Here is a 19611-nt window from a genome sequence, read left to right on the forward strand (position 1 = left end):
CGTGTTCCCTTCATTCCCGGCCCAGATCCCGGTGCTTGACATTGACAGCGACACCGGGGAGCCCGCGGATGATCGTGGCCAGCTGCACGGCGACGGCCACCGAGCGGTGCTTGCCTCCTGTGCAGCCGATCGCGATCGTCGCATGCCGCTTGTTCTCTCGCTGATAGCCGGCGAGCACTGGTTCCAGTGCGGAGGCGTACGCGTCCACGAATTCCCGTGCGCCCTCCTGGTCGAGGACGAAGTCGCTCACCACCGGATCGAGGCCGTCGAGGTTGCGCAGTTCCGGAACCCAGAACGGGTTCGGGAGGAATCGCATATCGGCGACGAGGTCGGCATCCGTCGGCACCCCGTACTTGAATCCGAAGCTCACGACGGTCACCTGGACCCCAGGGGTCCCCTCCTCGGCGAAGATCTCGGAGACCTTGGTCGCCAACTGGTGGATGTTGAGGTCGGAGGTGTCGATGATGATGTCGCTCGACTCGCGCATCTCGAGCATCCTCGCGCGCTCTGCGCCGATGCCGTCGAGGAGTGTCCCGTCGCCCTGCAGCGGATGCGGGCGCCGCACCTGCTCGAAGCGTCGCACGAGCGCGTCGTCGGTGGCTTCGAGGAAGAGCACGCGCACGGCGGAGGTGGCGCGCAGCGACTCGACGGTCTCCTGCAGGTCGGCGAAGAGGCGGCCGCCGCGCACATCGGTGATCGCGGCGATCTTCGGGATGGTACCCCCCGCCTTGTCGGCGAGTTCGACGAGCGGACGGATCATCTGGGGTGGGAGGTTGTCGACGACATACCAGCCGAGGTCCTCGAGGGCGTTCCCGACGGTCGACCTCCCTGCACCGGACATCCCGGTCACGACGAGCACCTCCTGGCGAGTGCTGTCGCTCGTCATCTCTGCATCACGCCCCTGCTCGCCTGCCAATCTCCTGCACCGGATCGTGACTCAAAGCCTAGTCATTCCCCGCCCCGCAGATGTTCGTGCACGGCGGCCGCCGTCGCCGGACCGATCCCGCGTACCTGGGCGATCGCCTCCGCGTCGGCGGCACGCAGCCGCGCGACCGACCCGAAGTGCTGGAGAAGATCACGCACGCGCGCCGGCCCGAGTCCGGGGATCTCCGACAGCACCGAGGTGATGTCCTTGCTGCGCTTCTGCCGCTGGAAGCCGATCGCGAAACGGTGTGCTTCGTCGCGGATGCGCTGGAAGAGGAAGAGGGCGTCGCTGTTCCGCGGCAGGATGACCGGAAAGTCCGAGTCGGGCAGCCAGATCTCCTCGAGGCGCTTCGCGATGCCGCACAGGGCGATCCCGTCCGGTCCGCCCGGCGCGACGCCTGCATCGCGCAATGCACGGGCCGCGGCCTGCACCTGGGGCTGGCCGCCATCCACGATGAGGAGGTTCGGCCGGTAGGCGAAACGCTTGCGCGGCGCAGCGCCCTCGAGCTCGGCCTGCTCCTGCGACGCGCGGACGGTCTGCTCGTCATCCAGTCTCGCAAGCCTGCGCGAGAGCGTCTGGTAGATGGACTCGGTGTCATCGGTCGAGTCCGGAATGCTGAACCGCCGGTACTGGTCCTTGCGCGGCAGGCCGTCCTCGAAGACGACCATCGAGGCGACGATGTTCGTGCCGGAGAGATGCGAGACGTCGTAGCACTCCATCCGCAGCGGTGCTTCGGTCATGCCGAGGGCCTCCTGGATGTCGGAGAGCGCCTGGGAGCGCGCCACGAAGTCGCCGCTGCGCCGGGTCTTGTAGCTCGCGAGGGCGCTCAGCGCGTTCCTCGTGACGGTCTCGGAGAGCTGGGCGAGGTCGCCACGCCTGGCGACGCGGATGGTGACCCTGCCCGATCTGCCGCGCTCAGAACGCAGCTCGGTGAGGAGCCGCTCAAGCTCCGCGGCATCCTCGGGGAGCACCGGAACGACGACGAGCCTGGGCGGAACGGCTTCCGTGCTGCCCTGCTCGTAGGCGTTGTGCACGACGGTCTCGACGAGCTCGGGGAGGCCCAGGTCGAGTTCCTTGTCGACGACCCAGCTGCGTACACCCCGGATGCGCCCTCCGCGCACCGAGAACTGCTGCACGGCGGCGGCCAACTCGTCGTGGGCGATCCCGAACAGGTCACCGTCGACCGTGTCGGGAAGCACGACGGTGTTCTTCGACAGGACCGTCTCGATCGCGGCGAGCTGGTCACGGAGCTTCGCGGCCGACTCGTAATCCTGGCGCTCGGCGGCATCCTTCATGCGCTGGGAGAGGTCGGCCACGAACTTCGAGTCGTTGCCGGCCATGAACGAGGCGTAGTCGAGGGCGATCGACTTGTGGTCCTCCTTGCTGATGCGCCCGACGCAGGGCGCAGCGCACTTGCCGATCTCACCGAGCAGGCATGGACGCCCGGTCTGCTCGGCCCGACGGTAGACCGAGTCCGAGCAACTGCGCATCGGGAACACCCGCAGCAGCAGGTCGAGCGTCTCCCGGATCGCCCAGACCTTGGTGTACGGCCCGAAGTAGCGGGCCCCGGCGATCTTGCGGTTGCGGGTGACGAGTACCCGCGGCACGTCGTCGGCCAGGGTGATCGCGAGGTACGGGTAGGACTTGTCGTCCCGGAACTGCACGTTGAACGGCGGGTTGAACTCCTTGATCCAGCTGAACTCGAGCTGGAGCGCCTCGAACTCGCTGCCGACGACCGTCCACTCGACCGAGCTCGCGGTCGTCACCATCCGCCGGGTGCGCTCGTGAAGGCTCGTGAGCGGTGCGAAGTAGTTGCTCAACCTCGCCCTGAGGTTCTTCGCCTTCCCCACGTAGAGGATGCGCCCGGCCTTGTCCCGGAATCGGTACACCCCCGGCGAGGTCGGGATCTCCCCCGCTTTCGGCCGATAGGCAACCGTGTCGGTCATGACCGCGGGTGGGTGAGGACTTCCTTGAGGAAGCGGCCGGTGTGACTGGTCTTCGACTTCGCGAGTTGCTCCGGCGTCCCCTCGGCGACCACCTGTCCGCCGCCGGCACCGCCCTCCGGACCGAGGTCGATGATCCAGTCAGCGGACTTGATGACGTCGAGGTTGTGCTCGATGACGATGACGGTGTTGCCCTTCTCGACGAGGCCGTTCAGGACGAGGAGCAGTTTGCGGACATCCTCGAAGTGGAGTCCCGTCGTCGGCTCGTCGAGCACATAGATGCTGCGACCCATCGATCGCCGTTGCAACTCCGTCGCGAGCTTGACCCGCTGCGCCTCGCCGCCGGAGAGCGTCGTCGCACTCTGGCCGAGGCGCACGTAGCCGAGCCCGACCTCCTCGAGGGTCTTGAGGTAGCGGTGGATGCCGCTGATCGCCTCGAAGAACTCCGCGGCCTCGCTGATCGGCATGTCGAGCACCTGGGCGATGTTCTTACCCTTGTAGTGCACCGCGAGGGTGTCGCGGTTGTAACGCGCACCGCCGCAGACCTCGCACACGACGTAGACGTCCGGCAGGAAGTTCATCTCGATCGTGATCGTTCCGTCGCCGGAGCAGTTCTCGCAGCGGCCGCCCTTGACGTTGAAGCTGAACCGGCCGGGCAGATAGCCGCGTGCCTTCGCCTCGGCCGTCTCCGAGAAGAGTGTGCGGATGCGGTCGAACACACCCGTGTAGGTCGCCGGGTTGGATCGCGGGGTGCGGCCGATGGGCGCCTGGTCGACGTGCACGACCTTGTCGAGGTTGTCGAGTCCGGTGATCCTCGTGTGGCGCCCGGGGATCTGCCTGGCACCGTTCAGCTGGTTCGCCAGCGACCGGTACAGGATGTCGTTGACGAGCGAGGACTTGCCGGAGCCGCTCACCCCGGTGACGGAGACGAAAGTGCCGAGCGGGAACCCGACGGTGATGTCCTTGAGGTTGTTCGCTCGCGCGCCCTCGACGGTGAGGATGCGATCGGTGTCGATCGGCCGGCGTTTCTTCGGCGTCTCGATGCTTCGACGCCCGGCGAGGTAGTCGCCGGTGATCGACCGGGTATTGACGAGGAGCTCGTCGTAGCCCCCGGAGTGGACGACCTCTCCCCCGTGCTCACCTGCGCCAGGACCGATGTCGACGAGCCAGTCGGCGGTCCTGATGGTGTCTTCGTCGTGCTCGACGACGATGAGCGTGTTGCCGAGGTCACGGAGCTTCACAAGCGTCTCGATGAGCCTGCGGTTGTCGCGCTGGTGAAGTCCGATGCTCGGCTCGTCGAGCACGTAGAGCACACCCGTGAGGCCCGATCCGATCTGGGTGGCGAGGCGGATGCGCTGGGCCTCTCCCCCGGACAACGAGCCCGCGGCGCGCGCGAGGTTGAGATAGCCGAGCCCCACTTCGAGGAGGAATTCGAGTCGCGCCCGGATCTCTCGCAGTACGGCCGCGGCGATCTTCGCCTCCCGCGCATCCAGCTCGACGTCGTTCATGAAGGCGAACGAGTCCTCGAGGCTCAGGTCGGAGACGGCGGCGATACTGTGCCCCCCGACGGTCACCGCGAGCACCTCGGGCTTGAGTCGTCTTCCCTCGCAGACCGCACAGGGGATCTCCCGCAGGTAGTTCGCCCAACGCTGCCGCGCGGAGTCGGTTTCCGCCTCGTGGTATTTGCGCTCGATGTAGGGCATGACGCCCTCGAACCCGGTGGAGTACTTCATCTCCCGGCCGAAGCGGTTCTTCCACTTGACCGTGACCTTGAAGTCGTTGCCGCGAAGCACCGCCTCCCGCACCTCGTCGGAGAGCTCTGACCACGGGGTGTCGAGCGAGAAGTCCAGGTCGGCCGCGAGACCCTCGAGCAGTCGCTGGAAATAGTTGAAGAGTCCCTTGCCGGACTGCGTCCAGGGCAGGATGACGCCCTCCGCGAGACTCAGTGACGGGTCTCCAAGCAGCAGTTCGGCGTCGACCGACATCCGGGTGCCGAGGCCCGAGCATTCCGGGCAGGCTCCGAACGGCGCGTTGAAGGAGAAGGTCCTCGGCTCGATCTCGGTGAGCTGCACGGGGTGGCCGTTTGGGCAGGAGAGCTTCTCGGAGAAGCTGCGCCAGGCACCCGCCCCTGATTCGTCGACGAAATTGATCGACACGAGCCCGTCCGTGAGCCGCAGCGCCGTCTCGAGCGAGTCGGTGAGGCGGGTGAGGATGTCGTCGGCCGCCACGAGACGGTCCACGATGACCGCGATGTCGTGCTTGTACTGCTTCTTGAGGGTCGGCGGAGCGCTCAGCTGGACGGGTTCGCCGTCGACGAGTGCGCGGGAGTACCCACTCGCGGCGAGCTCTTTGAACAGGTCGACGAACTCGCCCTTCTTCTGCGAGACGACCGGGCTGACGACCTGGTACCGGGTTCCGGGCGCGAGTTCCATGAGCTGGTCGGCGATCTGCTGCACGGTCTGACGCTCGATGCGCTCACCGCACACCGCACAGTGCGGGATGCCGATGCGCGCCCACAGCAGCCGCATGTAGTCGTAGATCTCGGTGATCGTGCCGACCGTCGAACGCGGGTTGCGGTTGGTGGACTTCTGGTCGATCGAGACGGCGGGGCTCAGACCCTCGATGAAGTCGACATCCGGCCGGTCGACCTGGCCGAGGAACTGCCGCGCGTAGGCGGAGAGCGACTCGACGTATCGCCGCTGGCCCTCGGCGAAGATCGTGTCGAAGGCGAGGCTCGACTTGCCGGAGCCGGAGAGCCCGGTGAACACGACGAGCGAATCGCGCGGGATCTCGAGGTCGAGGTTCTTGAGGTTGTGCACCCGCGCACCGCGAACACTCAGCACTCCGTGGCCGACCGACCGACCGGCGATCGTCGCGAGCATCGCCGACTCCTCGAGGCCCTCGGATTCAGGCCGCGGGACGGCACTCAGGTGGGGCATGGACACTCTAGCCATTCTACCGAGGCCACCGACATCGAGCGGGCCCCCGAACAGCCCGCCATCAGAGATGCCCGGCCGCTTCCATCTGCCGCAACTCCTTCTTGAGGTCGGCGACCTCGTCGCGGAGGCGGGCAGCGAGTTCGAACTTGAGCTCCCCCGCCGCCTGCAGCATCTGGCCGTTGAGGTCCCGGATGATCGCCTCGAGGTCGTTCGCTCCGCTCGCGGCGAGCCCGGTGGTCCGCAGCGCGGGCGTCGGGGCGCGCTTCTTGCCGTCGCGACCGGCCAGGAACCGCTCGGTGTCGGCGTCCTCGCGGGCGAGCACATCGGTGATGTCGGCGATGCGTTTGCGCAGCGGAGTCGGATCGATCCCGTTGGCGACGTTGTAGGCCACCTGCTTCTCGCGGCGCCGGTTGGTCTCGTCGATGGCCTGCTTCATCGAATCGGTGAGCACGTCGGCGTACATGTGCACCTCACCGGAGACGTTGCGGGCAGCACGGCCGATCGTCTGGATGAGAGAGGTCGAGGAGCGCAGGAATCCCTCCTTGTCGGCATCGAGGATCGACACGAGCGAGACCTCCGGCAGGTCGAGGCCCTCCCGCAGCAGGTTGATGCCGACGAGCACGTCGTAGACGCCCTGCCGCAGCTCGGTCAGCAGTTCGACCCTGCGCAGGGTGTCGACATCCGAGTGCAGGTAGCGCACCCGGACGCCGGCCTCGGTGAAGTAGTCGGTGAGTTCCTCGGCCATCCGCTTGGTGAGCGTCGTGACGAGCACGCGCTCGTTGCGCTCGGCACGCAGCCGGATCTCCTCGAGCAGGTCGTCGATCTGCCCCTTGCTGGGCTTGACGACGATCTTCGGGTCGATGAGGCCGGTCGGGCGGATGACCTGCTCGACGATGCTGTCGGTAATGCCGAGCTCGTAACGGCCGGGCGTGGCGGAGAGGTACACCTTCTGGCCGACGCGCTCGAGGAACTCGTTCCAGGTGAGCGGCCGGTTGTCGAGGGCGCTCGGCAGCCGGAAGCCGTGCTCGACGAGAGTGCGCTTGCGGCTCGCGTCGCCTTCGTACATCGCGCCGATCTGCGGCACGGTCACGTGCGACTCGTCGATGACGACGAGGAAGTCCTCTGGGAAGTAGTCGAGCAGGCAGTTCGGCGGCTCCCCTGCGCTGCGCCCGTCGATATGGCGGGAGTAGTTCTCGATGCCGCTGCAGAAGCCGATCTGCTCCATCATCTCGAGATCGAAGGTCGTGCGCATCCGGAGCCGCTGCGCTTCGAGAAGCTTGCCCTGGCGCTCCAGCTCGGCGAGCCGGTCGGCCAGCTCCTCGCGAATCGTCCCGATCGCACGCTTCATCGTCGCCGGGCTCGCCGCGTAGTGCGTCGCCGGGAAGAGCGAGACGGCGTCCATCGTGTTGAGGACGTCGCCGGTGAGCGGATGGAGGGAGTAGAGCGCTTCGATCTCGTTCCCGAACATCTCGATGCGGATGGCGTGCTCCTCGTACACCGGGATGATCTCGATCGTGTCGCCTCGCACCCGGAACTTGCCGCGCGTGAAGTCGACGTCGTTGCGCTGGTACTGCATCGCGACGAGCCGGCGGATGAGCTGGTCGCGCGGGATCTCCTGGCCCACCTGCAGCGCGACCATGGCGCCGAGGTACTCCTCGGCGGCACCGAGGCCGTAGATGCAGGAGACGGTGGACACGACGACGACATCGCGGCGGCTCAGGAGCGAGTTCGTCGTGGAGTGCCGGAGCCGCTCGACCTCGGCGTTGATCGAACTGTCCTTCTCGATGAAGGTGTCGGTCTGCGGCACGTAGGCCTCGGGCTGGTAGTAGTCGTAGTAGGAGACGAAGTACTCGACCGCATTGTTGGGCATGAGCTCGCGGAACTCGTTCGCGAGCTGCGCGGCGAGCGTCTTGTTGTGCGAGAGCACGAGGGTCGGTCGTTGCACCTGCTCGATGAGCCAGGCCGTCGTCGCGGACTTGCCGGTTCCGGTCGCGCCGAGCAGCACGACATCCGTCTCCCCCGCGTTGATGCGGGCGGCGAGCTCGGCGATCGCGGCGGGCTGGTCGCCGCTCGGGACGTACTCGCTCACGACCTCGAAGGGGCGGACGGCACGCGTGGGCTGCATTACTCCAGCCTAAGCACCCCCACCGACGCTAGTCGGCCTGTTTGCTTGCGGCGGAACGATTGCTCGCGGAACGGCGGATGCGCTCCCAGAGCGCGTCCGCCTGCCGGATCGTCTGGTGGAGGGTTCCGTTGCTGTCGATCACAACGTCGGCGATGGCGAGCCGCTCGGTGTCGCTCACCTGGGAGTTCAACCGGTGCACCGCCTCCTCGCGGGTCAGACCCCTCAGTTCGACGAGCCGCCGGATGCGCTCCTCCGTGCTCGCGTTGACGACGACCACGAGGTCGAAGGCGTGCTCCGCGTCGACACCGGCCTCGATGAGGAGCGGCACGTCATAGACGACCACGGCATCCGGATCGGCGGCCGAGGCCGCATCCATGATCTCCCGTGCCCGCGCTTTGACCGCGGGGTGGACGATGGCGTTGAGCACTGCCCTGCGTTCGGGGTCGACGAAGATGATCGCGGCGAGGGCCGCCCGGTCGAGCCGGCCATCGGCGTCGATGACCCCGGAACCATCCGGCCCGGTGCCGAACTCGCGGGCGATCTCGTCGAGTGCAGGCTCCCCCGGTTCGACGACGAGACGGGAGAGCTCGTCGGCGTCGATATGCACCGCGCCGTGCTCGGCGAGCCGCCGGGCGACGACCGACTTCCCTGACGCTATTCCGCCCGTCAGCCCGATGAGGTACACCTGCTCATGCTAGCTTGGCCGCACGATCGGGAAAGGGGCGCGATGCTCGAGTTCCTCACCGGTACCGGCCTGGCGATCTCCGCCGGGCTCAACGCCTACGTCCCGCTGCTGGCCCTCGGGCTGGCCGGCCGCTTCCTCGACTTCGTCGACCTGCCGGCGGGCTGGACCTGGCTGGAGAACCCCTGGGCGCTCGGCATCCTCGCGATCCTCCTCGTCATCGAGATCGTGGCCGACAAGATCCCCATCGTCGACAGCGTCAACGATTGGCTGCAGACGATCATGCGACCCACGGCCGGGGGTCTCGCCTTCGCCTCCGGGTCGACCGCCACGACGAGCGTCGTCAGCGACCCGGCGGCGTTCTTCTCCTCCAACCAATGGGTTCCGCTCGTGCTCGGTGCCGCCATCGCCCTCGTCGTCCATCTCACGAAGGCGGCCTCCCGGCCGGTGATCAATGCCGTCACCGTCGGTACGGCGACCCCGGTCGTGAGCGCAGCAGAGGATGTCGGCAGCGTCGCCGTCACTCTGCTGGCCCTGCTCATCCCGATCCTCATCCTCCTGGTCATCCCCATCGTGGTGTGGCTCGCATGGTGGATTCTCCGACGCTGGACGCGACGCAAACGGCCGGCCCCATGATGGGACCGACCGCCTGGTCGTACTAGTGAGCGATCGGGAGTCGCCGGACTTCTAAGAGTTGCTGGAGAGCTTCTCGCGAAGCGCCGCGAGCGACTCGTCATCGGCGAGGGTGCCCGCAGAGCTCGACTCTCCCGAGAAGGACGATCCGGCAGCCGGAGCGTCTCCGATGCCCTCCTCGGCCGCCGCGGCGACCTGCTTCTTGTGCGCCTCCCAGCGAGCCTGGGCAGCCGCATAGTCCAGCTCCCACTTCTCGCGCTGGGCCTCGAAGCCTTCCTTCCACTCGTTGGTCTCCGGGTCGAAGCCGTCAGGGTACTTGTAGTTGCCCTGCTCGTCGTACTCGGTGAGCATCCCGTAGAGCGCCGGGTCGAACTCGGTGCCGTCCGGGTCCACGCCCTCGTTGGCCTGCTTCAGGCTCAGCGAGATGCGGCGACGCTCGAGGTCGATGTCGATGACCTTGACGAACACCTCGTCTCCGACGGAGACGACCTGCTCGGCGAGCTCGACGTGCTTGCCGGAGAGCTCCGAGATGTGCACGAGGCCCTCGATGCCGTCCGCGACGCGCACGAAGGCGCCGAACGGGACCAGCTTGGTGACCTTGCCCGGCGCGACCTGGCCGATCGCGTGGGTGCGGGCGAACAGCTGCCACGGGTCTTCCTGGGTGGCCTTGAGCGAGAGCGAGACGCGCTCGCGGTCCAGGTCCACCTCGAGGATCTCGACGGTGACCTCCTGGCCCACCTCGACGACCTCGCTCGCGTGCTCGATGTGCTTCCAGCTGAGCTCGGAGACGTGCACGAGCCCGTCCACGCCGCCGAGGTCGACGAAGGCGCCGAAGTTGACGATCGAGGACACGACGCCCTTGCGGACCTGGCCCTTGGCGAGGTTCCCGAGGAACGAGCTGCGACTCTCGCTCTGCGTCTGCTCGAGCAGTGCGCGACGGGAGAGCACGACGTTGTTGCGGTTCTTGTCGAGCTCGAGGATCTTCGCCTCGATCTCCTGGCCGAGGTACGGGGTGAGGTCGCGGACGCGGCGAAGCTCGATGAGCGACGCCGGGAGGAATCCACGCAGGCCGATGTCGACGATGAGCCCGCCCTTGACGACCTCGATGACCGTGCCGGTGACGACACCGTCGTCATCCTTGATCTTCTCGACGTCGCCCCACGCGCGCTCGTACTGCGCGCGCTTCTTGGACAGGATGAGCCGGCCTTCCTTGTCCTCCTTCTGGAGAACCAGGGCCTCGACCGTATCACCGACCTGGACGACCTCTTCGGGGTCCACGTCGTGCTTGATGGAGAGTTCACGGGAGGGGATGACGCCCTCGGTCTTGTAGCCGACGTCGAGGAGCACCTCGTCACGATCGATCTTGACGACGGTGCCCTCGATGAGGTCGCCGTCGTTGAAGAACTTCAGGGTCTTTTCGACCGCGGCGAGAAAATCTTCAGCAGATCCGATGTCGTTGATGGCGACCTGCTTGGGGCCTGCGGTCGTTGCGGTTGTCATGTAGTTGTTGCTCCAGTAGGGACATGATCAGGCCACGGTGAGGTGTTGCGGTGTGATTTTCGCCGTGGCAGGCGGATAGGACGTCATGCCTGTGATCGCACAGACGTGACATTCCAGCCTAGCGTGCCTGGGGTTGCGGTGCCAACGTCAGCCGCGCGGCGTGAGCACGCAGAACTCATTGCCCTCCGGGTCGGCCATGACCACCCAGGGAACGACCGACTCGTCCTGGCCCACGTTGACTCGCCTGGCTCCCATGCCCTCCAGCCTCGCGACCTCGGCGGCGTGGTCGTCGTCAGGGCCGGGCGCCAGGTCGATATGGAGCCGGTTCTTGACCGTCTTGCCCTCGGGCACGGTGACGAAGACGAGCCCTGGCCCCTGCTCGTCGAGCGGGATCTCCGTCGCACGTTCCTCGAGGGCACGCGGCGGTACGATGACGACCTCGTCCTCGGCTTCATAGACGACGCGCCAATCGAGCACCTCGGCCCACCAGCGGCCCTGAGCCGCGACATCCTTGCTGTCGACCACGATGCTGTACCAGCGAACCGCCATCTCACTCTCCATCCACGATCTGCCGCACTGCTCCTTCGAGTTGCGGATACTCGAACCTAAAGCCGGCCACCGACAACCGGTCCGGCAGGACCCAGCGGCTCTTGAGGATGAGCTCGGTCTCGGTGCGGATCGCGATCGCCCCCAACTCGGTCATCCAGCGGAAGGCCGGCAGGCCGAGCGGGACACCGAGCACCTTCCGGATCGTGCGCATGAGTGTGCGGTTGTCGACCGGATTCGGCGAGACGACGTTGACCACGCCGTCGAGCTCAGGATGCTCAGCCAGGAACAGGATGATGCGCAGCACATCGCCGACGTGAACCCAGGAGAACTTCTGGCGGCCGCCCCGCGCGTGGAACTCGTGAAACACGCCTGCCGCGCGCCTGGACCTCGTTCCGAACCAGTGCCCGTCGACCTGCGGACCGCCGAGCCCGAACCTGGCCAGCCGCAGCATCGGCAGCAGCGCGCCGCCGTCACCGAGCACGATCGCGGTGCGCAACGCGACTCGACGCGTGCCGGGCAGGTCGCCGTCGAAGAACGCCTCCTCCCAGGCCTTCGCGACCTCGACGGAGAACCCCTCGCCGAGCTCCCCCGTGGCCTCCGTCATCGGCCGGTCCTCGGCGTGCCGGTAGATCGTCGCGGTCGAGGAGTTGATCCACAGGGCTGGCGGATGCTCGCACGCGCGCACGGCATCCGCCAGCTCGCGCGTCGTCTCGACCCGCGAACGCCGGATCTCGGCACGATTGCGCGGCCCGTAGCGGCAGTTGACGCTCTTCCCGGCCAGGTTCAGGAGGAGATCCGCGCCCTCGAGGAGGTCGGCCATCGCCGCCGTCTGTCCCCAGTGCACGGGCGTCGAACGCCCGATGTGTGCGACCTCGTGGCCCTGCTCGCGCAGCTTCGCGGTGAAGTAGCCGCCCATGAAGCCGCTCGCCCCGGCGATGACGACCCTCATGCTGCTCGATCCCCCAGTTCATAGCGGAACGACCCCGCATACTCATAGACCCTACCGATGAGGGGAAGGGTCACCGTGACCTCCACGTGTTGCCGGTCATCGGACTCCGAGAAGCGTTCGGTGAGGCGCACCCGTGGCGCAATGGGGCCTGGGATGACCACATACCGGGAACGTATCCGCACGGCCACACGGGTCGACTCGAGCCACAACCCGCCGTCGACGACCCGGGCGGCGAAGAGCGCGCGGAACCGCCGGCGAGCACCGAGGATGTCGACGAGACCGGCGGGGGTCGCGACGATGAGGTCGCGCATCGTGCGGTCTCCCGCGGACAGGCGGAAGGTCCTCTCCCCGGCGACCGCCGGTCGACCGGCATCCTGCACGGGACTATTGACGACTGTGAACGACACGTCGCGCTCCCAGACCGGGAACAGGACGTCCGGGTCGGCGAGCAGGCGGATGAACGGCCGCAGCCAGGCCCTCGGAGTGCCGACCGTATCGAACACCCCCTCGCCGACGCCGACACGACCGGACGGGATCGCCGAGAAGTAGCTGCGCACGCGTGGATGCAACAACCCGAACCGGTCGCCGAGCGCCGCCTCGTAAGGAGACTGCGCCGGCGACACGGAATCGGACCTGCTACTTGAGCAACGCGGCCTTGAGGGTGTCGAGGCCGACGCCGCCCAGGTCGAGAGCCCTGCGGTGGAACTCCTTGATGTCGAAGGACGCCCCCTCGCGCGCCCTGACCTCGTCGCGCAGCTGCTCCCAGATGCGCTGGCCGACCTTGTAGGCGGGCGCCTGGCCCGGCCAGCCGAAGTACCGGTTGACCTCGAACTTGATGAAGGGCTCGTTCATGTTGACGTTCTTCTTCATGAAGTCGAAGGCGTAGTCGTAGTCCCACACGCCACTACCGTCGAGCCGCTTCTTGCCGAGGTGCACGCCGATGTCGAGCACGACGCGCGCGGCGCGCATCCGCTGGCCGTCCAGCATGCCGAGCCGGTCGGCCGGGTCGTCGAGGTAGCCGAGTTCCTCCATGAGGCGTTCGGCGTAGAGCGCCCAGCCCTCGGCGTGGCCGCTCGTACCGGCCAGTTGGCGTCGCCAGGTGTTGAGCTTGGCGCGGTTGTAGACGGCCTGGCCGAGCTGCAGGTGGTGGCCGGGAACACCCTCGTGGTACACGGTCGTGGTCTCGCGCCAGGTGTCGAACTCCGTGACGCCCTCCGGCACCGACCACCACATCCTGCCGGCACGCGAGAAGTCGTCGCTCGGGCTCGTGTAGTAGATGCCGCCCTCCTGGGTGGGGGCGATCATGCACTCGAGCTTCTTCACCGGGTCGGGGATGTCGAAGTGGGACTTGGAGAGCTCGGCGACGGCGGTGTCGCTCAGCTTCTGCATCCACTTCTGGAGGGCATCGGTGCCGTGGAGCTTGCGGCTCTCATCGGCTTCGAGGATGGCGATGGCCTCCTCGACCGTCGCGCCCGGCTTGATCTCCCCGGCGATACGCGTCTGCTCCTCGACCATGCGCGCGAGCTCCTCGATGCCCCACTCGTAGGTCTCATCGAGGTCGATCTTCGCACCCAGGAAGCGGCGGGACTGGAGCGCGTACAACTCCCGGCCGACGCCGTCGGTCTCGGTCGCCGCGGGTCCCAGCTCGTTCTCGAAGAAGTCGGCGAGCTTCTGGTAGGCGGCAGCGGAGGCCTCAGCGCCCTTCCGCAGGTCGGCCTTGAGCGAGTCGGGCAGTTCGGTACCGTCCCCGGTCGCCGCGCCCTCGGTGAAGGCGAAGAAGAAGCCATCCCTGGCGGCATGCTTGCGTGCCTGCTCGAGCACCTCGCCGACCTGGCGGCGTGCGGGAACCGTCCCGTCCTTGATTCCGAGTCGCAGGGTCTCGATGTAGCCGTCGACGGCCCCCGGGAGGTTGCCGAGACGGCCGGCAAGGGTGGTCCAGTCCTCGACCGTGTCGTGCGCCATGAGGTCGAAGATGTCGCGGATCTGCTGGGCCGGCGAGGCGATGACGTTGAGGTCGCGCTTCCAGAGCCCGGCGTCGGATGCTTCGAGGTCGAGGGTGAACTCGTTGGTCATGTCGGTCTTGGTCACCTCATCGACGTCGTCGACGGGACTGGCCTTCTCGAGCTTCGCGAGCACCTTCTTCGACTCGGCGATGAGTCGTTCGTGGCCGGCCGGCGACTGGTCGCCGTACTCCTCGTAACGACCGGGGATACCGATCCAGACGGCGATGCTGGGCTCGAGGTCGGCGAGGGTGGTGACCCACTCCTCGGCGATAGCATCGATGGGGGTTGGGGTGCGGGCCTCGTGGGCGCCTGTACTTGAAGCGGTGTCAGCAGTCATGGTTTGAGCTTAGTAACGCGGGGCATTCCGAGGGAACGGCAACCCGTCAATGCGCAGCGGCATCCCAGTTGGGCCCGGTGCCGACCTGCACGTCGAGCGGGACCGTGAGGTCGGCGGCGTGGCCCATCCGATCACGCACGATCGCGGTGAGAGTCTCGAGTTCTCCCGGGGCGACCTCGAAGACGAGCTCGTCGTGCACCTGCAGGAGCATCCTGGATCCCAGCCCCTGTGCGCTCAGGTCGGAGGCCACCCCGAGCATCGCGATCTTGATGATGTCGGCCGCCGAACCCTGGATGGGCGCGTTGAGCGCCTGCCGTTCGGCGTTCTCCCGCAGCACGCGGTTGTTGGAGTTGAGGTCGCCGAAGGGACGCCGCCTCCCGAAGATGGTCTCGGTGTAGCCGTCGATCTTCGCCTGGGCGACGACATTGCGCAGGTAGTCGCGCACCGCGCCGAAGCGCGCGAAGTAGTCGACCATGAGCTGCTTGGCCTCGGCGACGTCGATGCGCAGCTGCTTCGAAAGGCCGAAGGCGCTGAGCCCGTAGGCGAGGCCGTAGGACATCGCCTTGACCTTGGTGCGCATGATGGGCGTCACCTCGGAGGGGTCGACGCCGAAGATCCTGGCTCCGACGAAACGGTGCAGGTCCTCTCCGGCATTGAAGGCCTCGATGAGTCCCGCATCGCCGGAGAGGTGCGCCATGATGCGCATCTCGATCTGCGAATAGTCGGCCGTGAGCAGCGTCTCGTAGCCCTCGCCGGTCTGGAAGGCGGCGCGGATCTCCCGTCCCTCTGCGGTCTTGACCGGGATGTTCTGCAGGTTGGGGTCATTGGACGAAATGCGCCCGGTGCTCGTCCCGACCTGCCCGTAGGTGGTGTGGATGCGGCCGTCAGGACCGATCTCCCGCTCGAGCGTCTCGATCATCTGCTTGAGCTTGGTCGCGTCGCGGTGCTGCAGGAGCAGGTCGAGGAACGGGTGCGGCTCCGGCAGCTGTTCCTGCAGGTCGGCGAGGGCCGCGGCATCCGTGGAGTAGCCGGTCTTGGTCGCACGGGTCTTCGGCATCCCGAGCTCCTCGAAGAGCACCTGCTGCAGCTGCTTGGGCGATCCGAGGTTCACCTCGCGGCCGAGGACCTCGTAGGCGTTCGACGCGATACCCGCTGCGCGCTCGGTCAGGCGCTTGTTGAGCTTCTCCAGGGCGCCGGCATCCACCGCGACGCCGTCGAGTTCGATGCGGGCGAGCACCGGAACGAGCGGGAGCTCGATCTCGTCGAGCACCTTCCGGGAGCCATCGCTCAGCCGGGCGGCGAGCTCCTCTGCCACCCGCAGGACGTACCAGGCCTCCGTTGCCGGGCTCAGCCCCTCGTTCTCCGGGACGAGCTGATCCTGGTCCGCGACGGCGACCGTCTCGCCGAGATGGGTGTAGACCTGATCCGCGAGCGACTCGACCTTGCCGCCGGGCTTGAGCAGCCACGCCGCGATCGAGGTGTCGAAGGCGATGCCGCCGAGCGCGATGCCCTCCGTCGAGAGCCTCTTGAACGCGCGTTTCGAGTCGAAGAGATGCTTGGGCGCGTCGCTCGCGAGCCAGGCCTCGAGGGCGGCGTAGTCGGGCCGGTGAGCGCCCCACGGCACATAGGCGGTGTCCTCGCTCGTGGCGATCCCGAGCCCGGAGAGCGCACCGTCGGTGGTCTCGACGATGAGCCCGAGGGGTGCGCCGGCTTTCGTGGCGGCGCCGATCCACTTCGCGAGCTCCTCGTCGACGAGCTTCTTGACCGGCGGCTCCGCCGTGGAGGACTCCGGAGCGGCCGCGACCTCGCCGCCGGACTCCGCCGCAGCGATCTTGAGCACCCGGTCGAGAAGCGTGCGGAACTGCAGCTTGTCGAACACCTCGCGCACCGCGGCCGTGTCGATGGGCCGCCGCTCGAGATCCTTCGGTCCCGCCGGCAGGTCGACATCCGTGACGAGCCGGTTGAGCCGGCGGTTGCGGATGGCCCGCTCCTTCTGCTCGCGCAGCTTCTCGCCGACGACTCCCTTGATCTCCTCGGCGTGCTCCAGGATGCCGTCGAGCCCGCCGTACTCGAGCACCCACTTGACGGCGGTCTTCTCCCCCACCTTGTCGATACCCACGAGGTTGTCGCTCGTCTCGCCGACGAGGGCGGCGATGTCCGGGTACTGCTCCGGCCGGATCCCGTACCGCTCGTATACCGCCGCAGGGTCGTAGCGCTTGAGCTCGGAGACCCCGCGCACGTTCGGATAGAGCAGGGTGACGTCGTCGTTGACGAGCTGGATGCTGTCCCGGTCGCCCGAGACGACGTACACCTTGAAACCCTGCTCGGCGCCCTGCACGGAGAGAGTCGCGAGGATGTCGTCGGCCTCGAAGTCCTCCTTGCTGATCGTCGCGATGCCCATCGCCTTCAGTGCCTCTTCGAGAAGCGGCACCTGGCCGATGAACTCGGGCGGCGTCTCGGCGCGCGTGCCCTTGTACTCGGGGTACTCACGGGTGCGGAACGAGTACCGCGAGATGTCGAAGGCGACGACGAGGTGCGTCGGCTTCTCGTTCTGCAGCAGGTTGATGAGCATCGCGATGAAGCCGTGGATGGCGTTGGTGTGCTGCCCCTCGCGGTTCATGAAACTGTCGACCGGGAGCGCGTAGAACGCCCGGAAAGCGAGCGAATGGCCGTCGATGACCATGAGGGTAGGCTTTTCGTTGTCCGACACGAGAGTCAGCCTAGCCGCCGCCGCTGACACGAGACTCAAGGATTTCCGCCTCATGAGCATCCCCAGTATCAACGTCGACCCGGAAGCTCCCGCCGGCGATCTCGGTCGGAAGATGGGCATCGAGATCGTCGAGGTGAGCCCCGAGCGCTCGGTCGCCCGGATGCCGGTGGAGGGCAACACGCAGCCCTACGGCATCCTGCATGGCGGGGCGCACCTCGTACTCGCGGAGTCGCTCGGGTCGATGTCCGCGCACGTGCACGCCGGCCCCGGTCGCTACGCCGTCGGCATCGAGATCAGCGCGAGCCACTCCCGCTCTGTGACGAGCGGCTGGGTCACCGGAACCTGCACCGCGATCAGTCTCGGCCGAACCCTCACGGTGCACGAGATCGTCATGACCGACGACGAGGGCAACCGCCTCTCGACGGTGCGGATGACGAACCTGCTGCGGGACGCGTAGCGCGGCTAGCTCTTCTTCGGCGCCAATTGGTCGATGATGGCGACCGCGACGTCGTGCATCGTGAGGCGGCGGTCCATGGATGCCTTCTGGATCCAGCGGAACGCCTCCGGCTCGGTGAGCCCCATCTTCTCGTTGAGGAGGCCCTTGGCGCGGTCGACGATCTTGCGGGTCTCGAAACGCTCGACGAGATCCGAGACCTCGGCCTCGAGGGTCACGATCTGGGCGTAGCGGGCGAGGGCGATCTCGATCGCCGGCAGAAGGTCGTTCGGGGTGAACGGCTTGACCACGTAGGCGAGGGCGCCGGCCTCTGTCGCGCGCTCGACGAGCTCCTTCTGGCTGAAGGCGGTGAGCAGCACGACCGGCGCGATGTGGTTCTTGCTGAGCTGCTCAGCCGCGGAGATCCCGTCGAGCTTCGGCATCTTGACGTCCATGATGACGAGGTCCGGCTTGAGCTCGGTGGCGAGAGCGACCGCGGTCTCACCGTCGCCCGCCTCGCCGACCACGTCGAATCCGTTGTCGCGCAGGGTCTCGACGATGTCGAGCCGGATGAGCGACTCATCCTCGGCCACGACGACGCGACGCGGAGCTGTGGGGGCACTTTCCTGGTCAGTCACCCTCAAATCCTACGGTACCCAGCGCGGACGGTAACCAGCGCGTACGGTAACCTGAGCTTCGGCTACTGTGCGCCGGTGTGGCGGAATGGCAGACGCGGAGCACTCAAAATGCTTTGCTCGAAAGGGCGTGTGGGTTCAAGTCCCACCACCGGCACAGAAATCACCATCGGCACAGTGTGAGGAGGCCACAGTCATGCGCGGAGTCGTCATGCACGCGCCCGGAGACGTTCGTGTCGTCGATCGCGAAGACCCGCAGATCGTCCAGCCCACGGATGCGATCATCCGCGTCACCGCCGCCTGCGTCTGCGGGTCAGACCTCTGGCCCTACCGCGGTATCGACGACGCGACCGACGCACCGATGGGCCACGAGTACGTCGGCGTCGTCGAAGCGGTCGGCGCCGAGGTGAAGACCGTCAAGCCCGGTGACTTCGTGGCCGGCTCGTTCATGGCGTCGGACAACACCTGTGAGATCTGCCAGGCCGGGTACCAGTCCCGGTGTGTCCACGTCGAAAGCATGGGCAGGATCGGCACCCAGGCCGAGCGGGCTCGCATCCCCCTGGCCGACGGCACCCTCGTCGCGACCCCGGGCCAGCCCGCTCCAGAGCTGATACCGTCCTTGCTGGCCGCCTCGGATGTGCTGGGCACCGGGTGGTTTGCTGCGGTCGCCGCCGAGGTGGGCCCCGGAAAGACGGTCGCCGTCGTCGGTGACGGCGCCGTCGGACTGCTCGGCGTCCTCTCCGCCAAACACTTCGGCGCCGAACGGATCATCGCCATGTCGCGCCACGCCGATCGGCAGGACCTCGCCCGCGAATTCGGCGCCACCGACATCGTCGAAGAGCGCGGCGATGCGGGAGTAGCCCGCATCAAGGAACTCACCGGCGGACTCGGCGCCCACTCCGTGATCGAGGCGGTCGGCACGCAGGAGTCGATGATGCAGGCGATTCGATCTACCCGCCCGGGTGGACACGTCGGCTACGTCGGCGTCTCACACGATGTGCAATTGCCCGGCCGGGAGCTGTTCTTCTCCGGCGTGCACCTGCACGGTGGCCCTGCCCCGGTTCGCCGGTTCCTGCCCGAGCTGATCCAACTCATCTGGGATCGCAGAATCGACCCCGGCAAGGTCTTCGACCTCACCCTCCCACTGGAGGACGCTGCTGAGGCCTACCGGGCCATGGACGAGCGCCGGGCCATCAAGGTGCTGCTCCAGCCCTGAAGCATTCAGCATCCATGCTTCGGGATAGCACA

Annotated in this window: 15 protein-coding genes and 1 tRNA gene; 4 read left to right on the top strand and 12 right to left on the bottom strand. The window is 67.1% G+C overall.

Translation table 11 applies throughout. The features are described from left to right. Positions 1-10: 10 nt before the first annotated feature. The 5 genes from rapZ to coaE all read right to left on the bottom strand — a co-directional run bounded on the left by rapZ (position 11) and on the right by coaE (position 8617). Positions 11-886: an RNase adapter RapZ gene (gene rapZ / locus ABD678_RS10610; protein WP_344756435.1), complete on the bottom strand. Its 876-nt coding sequence runs from the start codon at positions 884-886 to the stop codon at positions 11-13. Between the two features lie 62 nt (positions 887-948). Continuing rightward, entirely contained in the window at positions 949-2871 is a 1923-nt protein-coding gene (gene uvrC / locus ABD678_RS10615; RefSeq protein ID WP_344756437.1) for an excinuclease ABC subunit UvrC, read from the bottom strand. Further along, positions 2868-5750: an excinuclease ABC subunit UvrA gene (uvrA, locus tag ABD678_RS10620; protein ID WP_344757170.1), complete on the bottom strand. Its 2883-nt coding sequence runs from the start codon at positions 5748-5750 to the stop codon at positions 2868-2870. The genes uvrC and uvrA overlap by 4 nt, the downstream gene beginning before the upstream one ends. Before the next feature lie 118 nt (positions 5751-5868). Next, on the bottom strand, positions 5869-7932 hold the full coding sequence (gene uvrB / locus ABD678_RS10625) for an excinuclease ABC subunit UvrB (RefSeq protein ID WP_344756439.1): 2064 nt from the start codon (positions 7930-7932) through the stop codon (positions 5869-5871). 28 nt (positions 7933-7960) lie between these two features. Further along, positions 7961-8617, bottom strand: coding sequence for a dephospho-CoA kinase (gene coaE, locus ABD678_RS10630; RefSeq protein WP_344756441.1), 657 nt, complete (start codon positions 8615-8617; stop codon positions 7961-7963). Between the two features lie 42 nt (positions 8618-8659). Between coaE and ABD678_RS10635 the strand changes: the two genes are divergently transcribed. Then, positions 8660-9250 (top strand): DUF4126 domain-containing protein, encoded by a 591-nt coding sequence (locus ABD678_RS10635; RefSeq protein ID WP_344756443.1) that lies wholly within the window; start codon positions 8660-8662, stop codon positions 9248-9250. A 51-nt stretch (positions 9251-9301) separates the two neighbouring features. Here ABD678_RS10635 and rpsA read toward each other — a convergent pair whose 3' ends face one another. From rpsA to polA, 6 genes are all read right to left on the bottom strand, one after another. After that, positions 9302-10747: a 30S ribosomal protein S1 gene (gene rpsA / locus ABD678_RS10640; RefSeq protein ID WP_344756445.1), complete on the bottom strand. Its 1446-nt coding sequence runs from the start codon at positions 10745-10747 to the stop codon at positions 9302-9304. A 147-nt stretch (positions 10748-10894) separates the two neighbouring features. Continuing rightward, a complete protein-coding gene (locus ABD678_RS10645) occupies positions 10895-11296 on the bottom strand; it encodes a VOC family protein (RefSeq protein WP_344756447.1) in 402 nt (133 codons plus the stop codon). A 1-nt stretch (position 11297) separates the two neighbouring features. Further along, the gene (locus ABD678_RS10650; RefSeq protein WP_344756449.1) at positions 11298-12245 is read right to left on the bottom strand and encodes an epimerase; all 948 of its coding nucleotides are present in this window, start codon (positions 12243-12245) and stop codon (positions 11298-11300) included. Beyond that, positions 12242-12868, bottom strand: a complete 627-nt coding sequence (locus tag ABD678_RS10655; RefSeq protein ID WP_344756451.1) for a DUF4166 domain-containing protein — start codon at positions 12866-12868, stop codon at positions 12242-12244. The genes ABD678_RS10650 and ABD678_RS10655 overlap by 4 nt, the downstream gene beginning before the upstream one ends. Before the next feature lie 13 nt (positions 12869-12881). Next, positions 12882-14585 carry a DUF885 domain-containing protein gene (locus tag ABD678_RS10660; protein ID WP_344756453.1) on the bottom strand — a complete coding sequence of 568 codons (1704 nt, stop codon included), beginning with the start codon at positions 14583-14585 and terminating at the stop codon, positions 12882-12884. 46 nt (positions 14586-14631) lie between these two features. Beyond that, positions 14632-17295, bottom strand: a complete 2664-nt coding sequence (gene polA / locus ABD678_RS10665) for a DNA polymerase I (RefSeq protein WP_344756454.1) — start codon at positions 17293-17295, stop codon at positions 14632-14634. 52 nt (positions 17296-17347) lie between these two features. Between polA and ABD678_RS10670 the strand changes: the two genes are divergently transcribed. After that, positions 17348-17752 carry a PaaI family thioesterase gene (locus ABD678_RS10670; protein ID WP_344756456.1) on the top strand — a complete coding sequence of 135 codons (405 nt, stop codon included), beginning with the start codon at positions 17348-17350 and terminating at the stop codon, positions 17750-17752. Between the two features lie 5 nt (positions 17753-17757). Here the strand turns inward: ABD678_RS10670 and ABD678_RS10675 are convergent, their stop codons facing one another. Further along, positions 17758-18366, bottom strand: coding sequence for an ANTAR domain-containing response regulator (locus ABD678_RS10675; protein ID WP_344756458.1), 609 nt, complete (start codon positions 18364-18366; stop codon positions 17758-17760). Between the two features lie 71 nt (positions 18367-18437). Here ABD678_RS10675 and ABD678_RS10680 point away from each other — a divergent pair. After that, positions 18438-18520 (top strand) — tRNA-Leu (locus tag ABD678_RS10680). A gap of 39 nt (positions 18521-18559) precedes the next feature. Further along, the gene (locus ABD678_RS10685; protein ID WP_344756460.1) at positions 18560-19579 is read left to right on the top strand and encodes a zinc-dependent alcohol dehydrogenase family protein; all 1020 of its coding nucleotides are present in this window, start codon (positions 18560-18562) and stop codon (positions 19577-19579) included. Positions 19580-19611 lie beyond the last annotated feature (32 nt).

It is taken from the genome of Leifsonella bigeumensis, from assembly GCF_039537265.1.
GTDB lineage: Bacteria > Actinomycetota > Actinomycetes > Actinomycetales > Microbacteriaceae > Terrimesophilobacter > Terrimesophilobacter bigeumensis.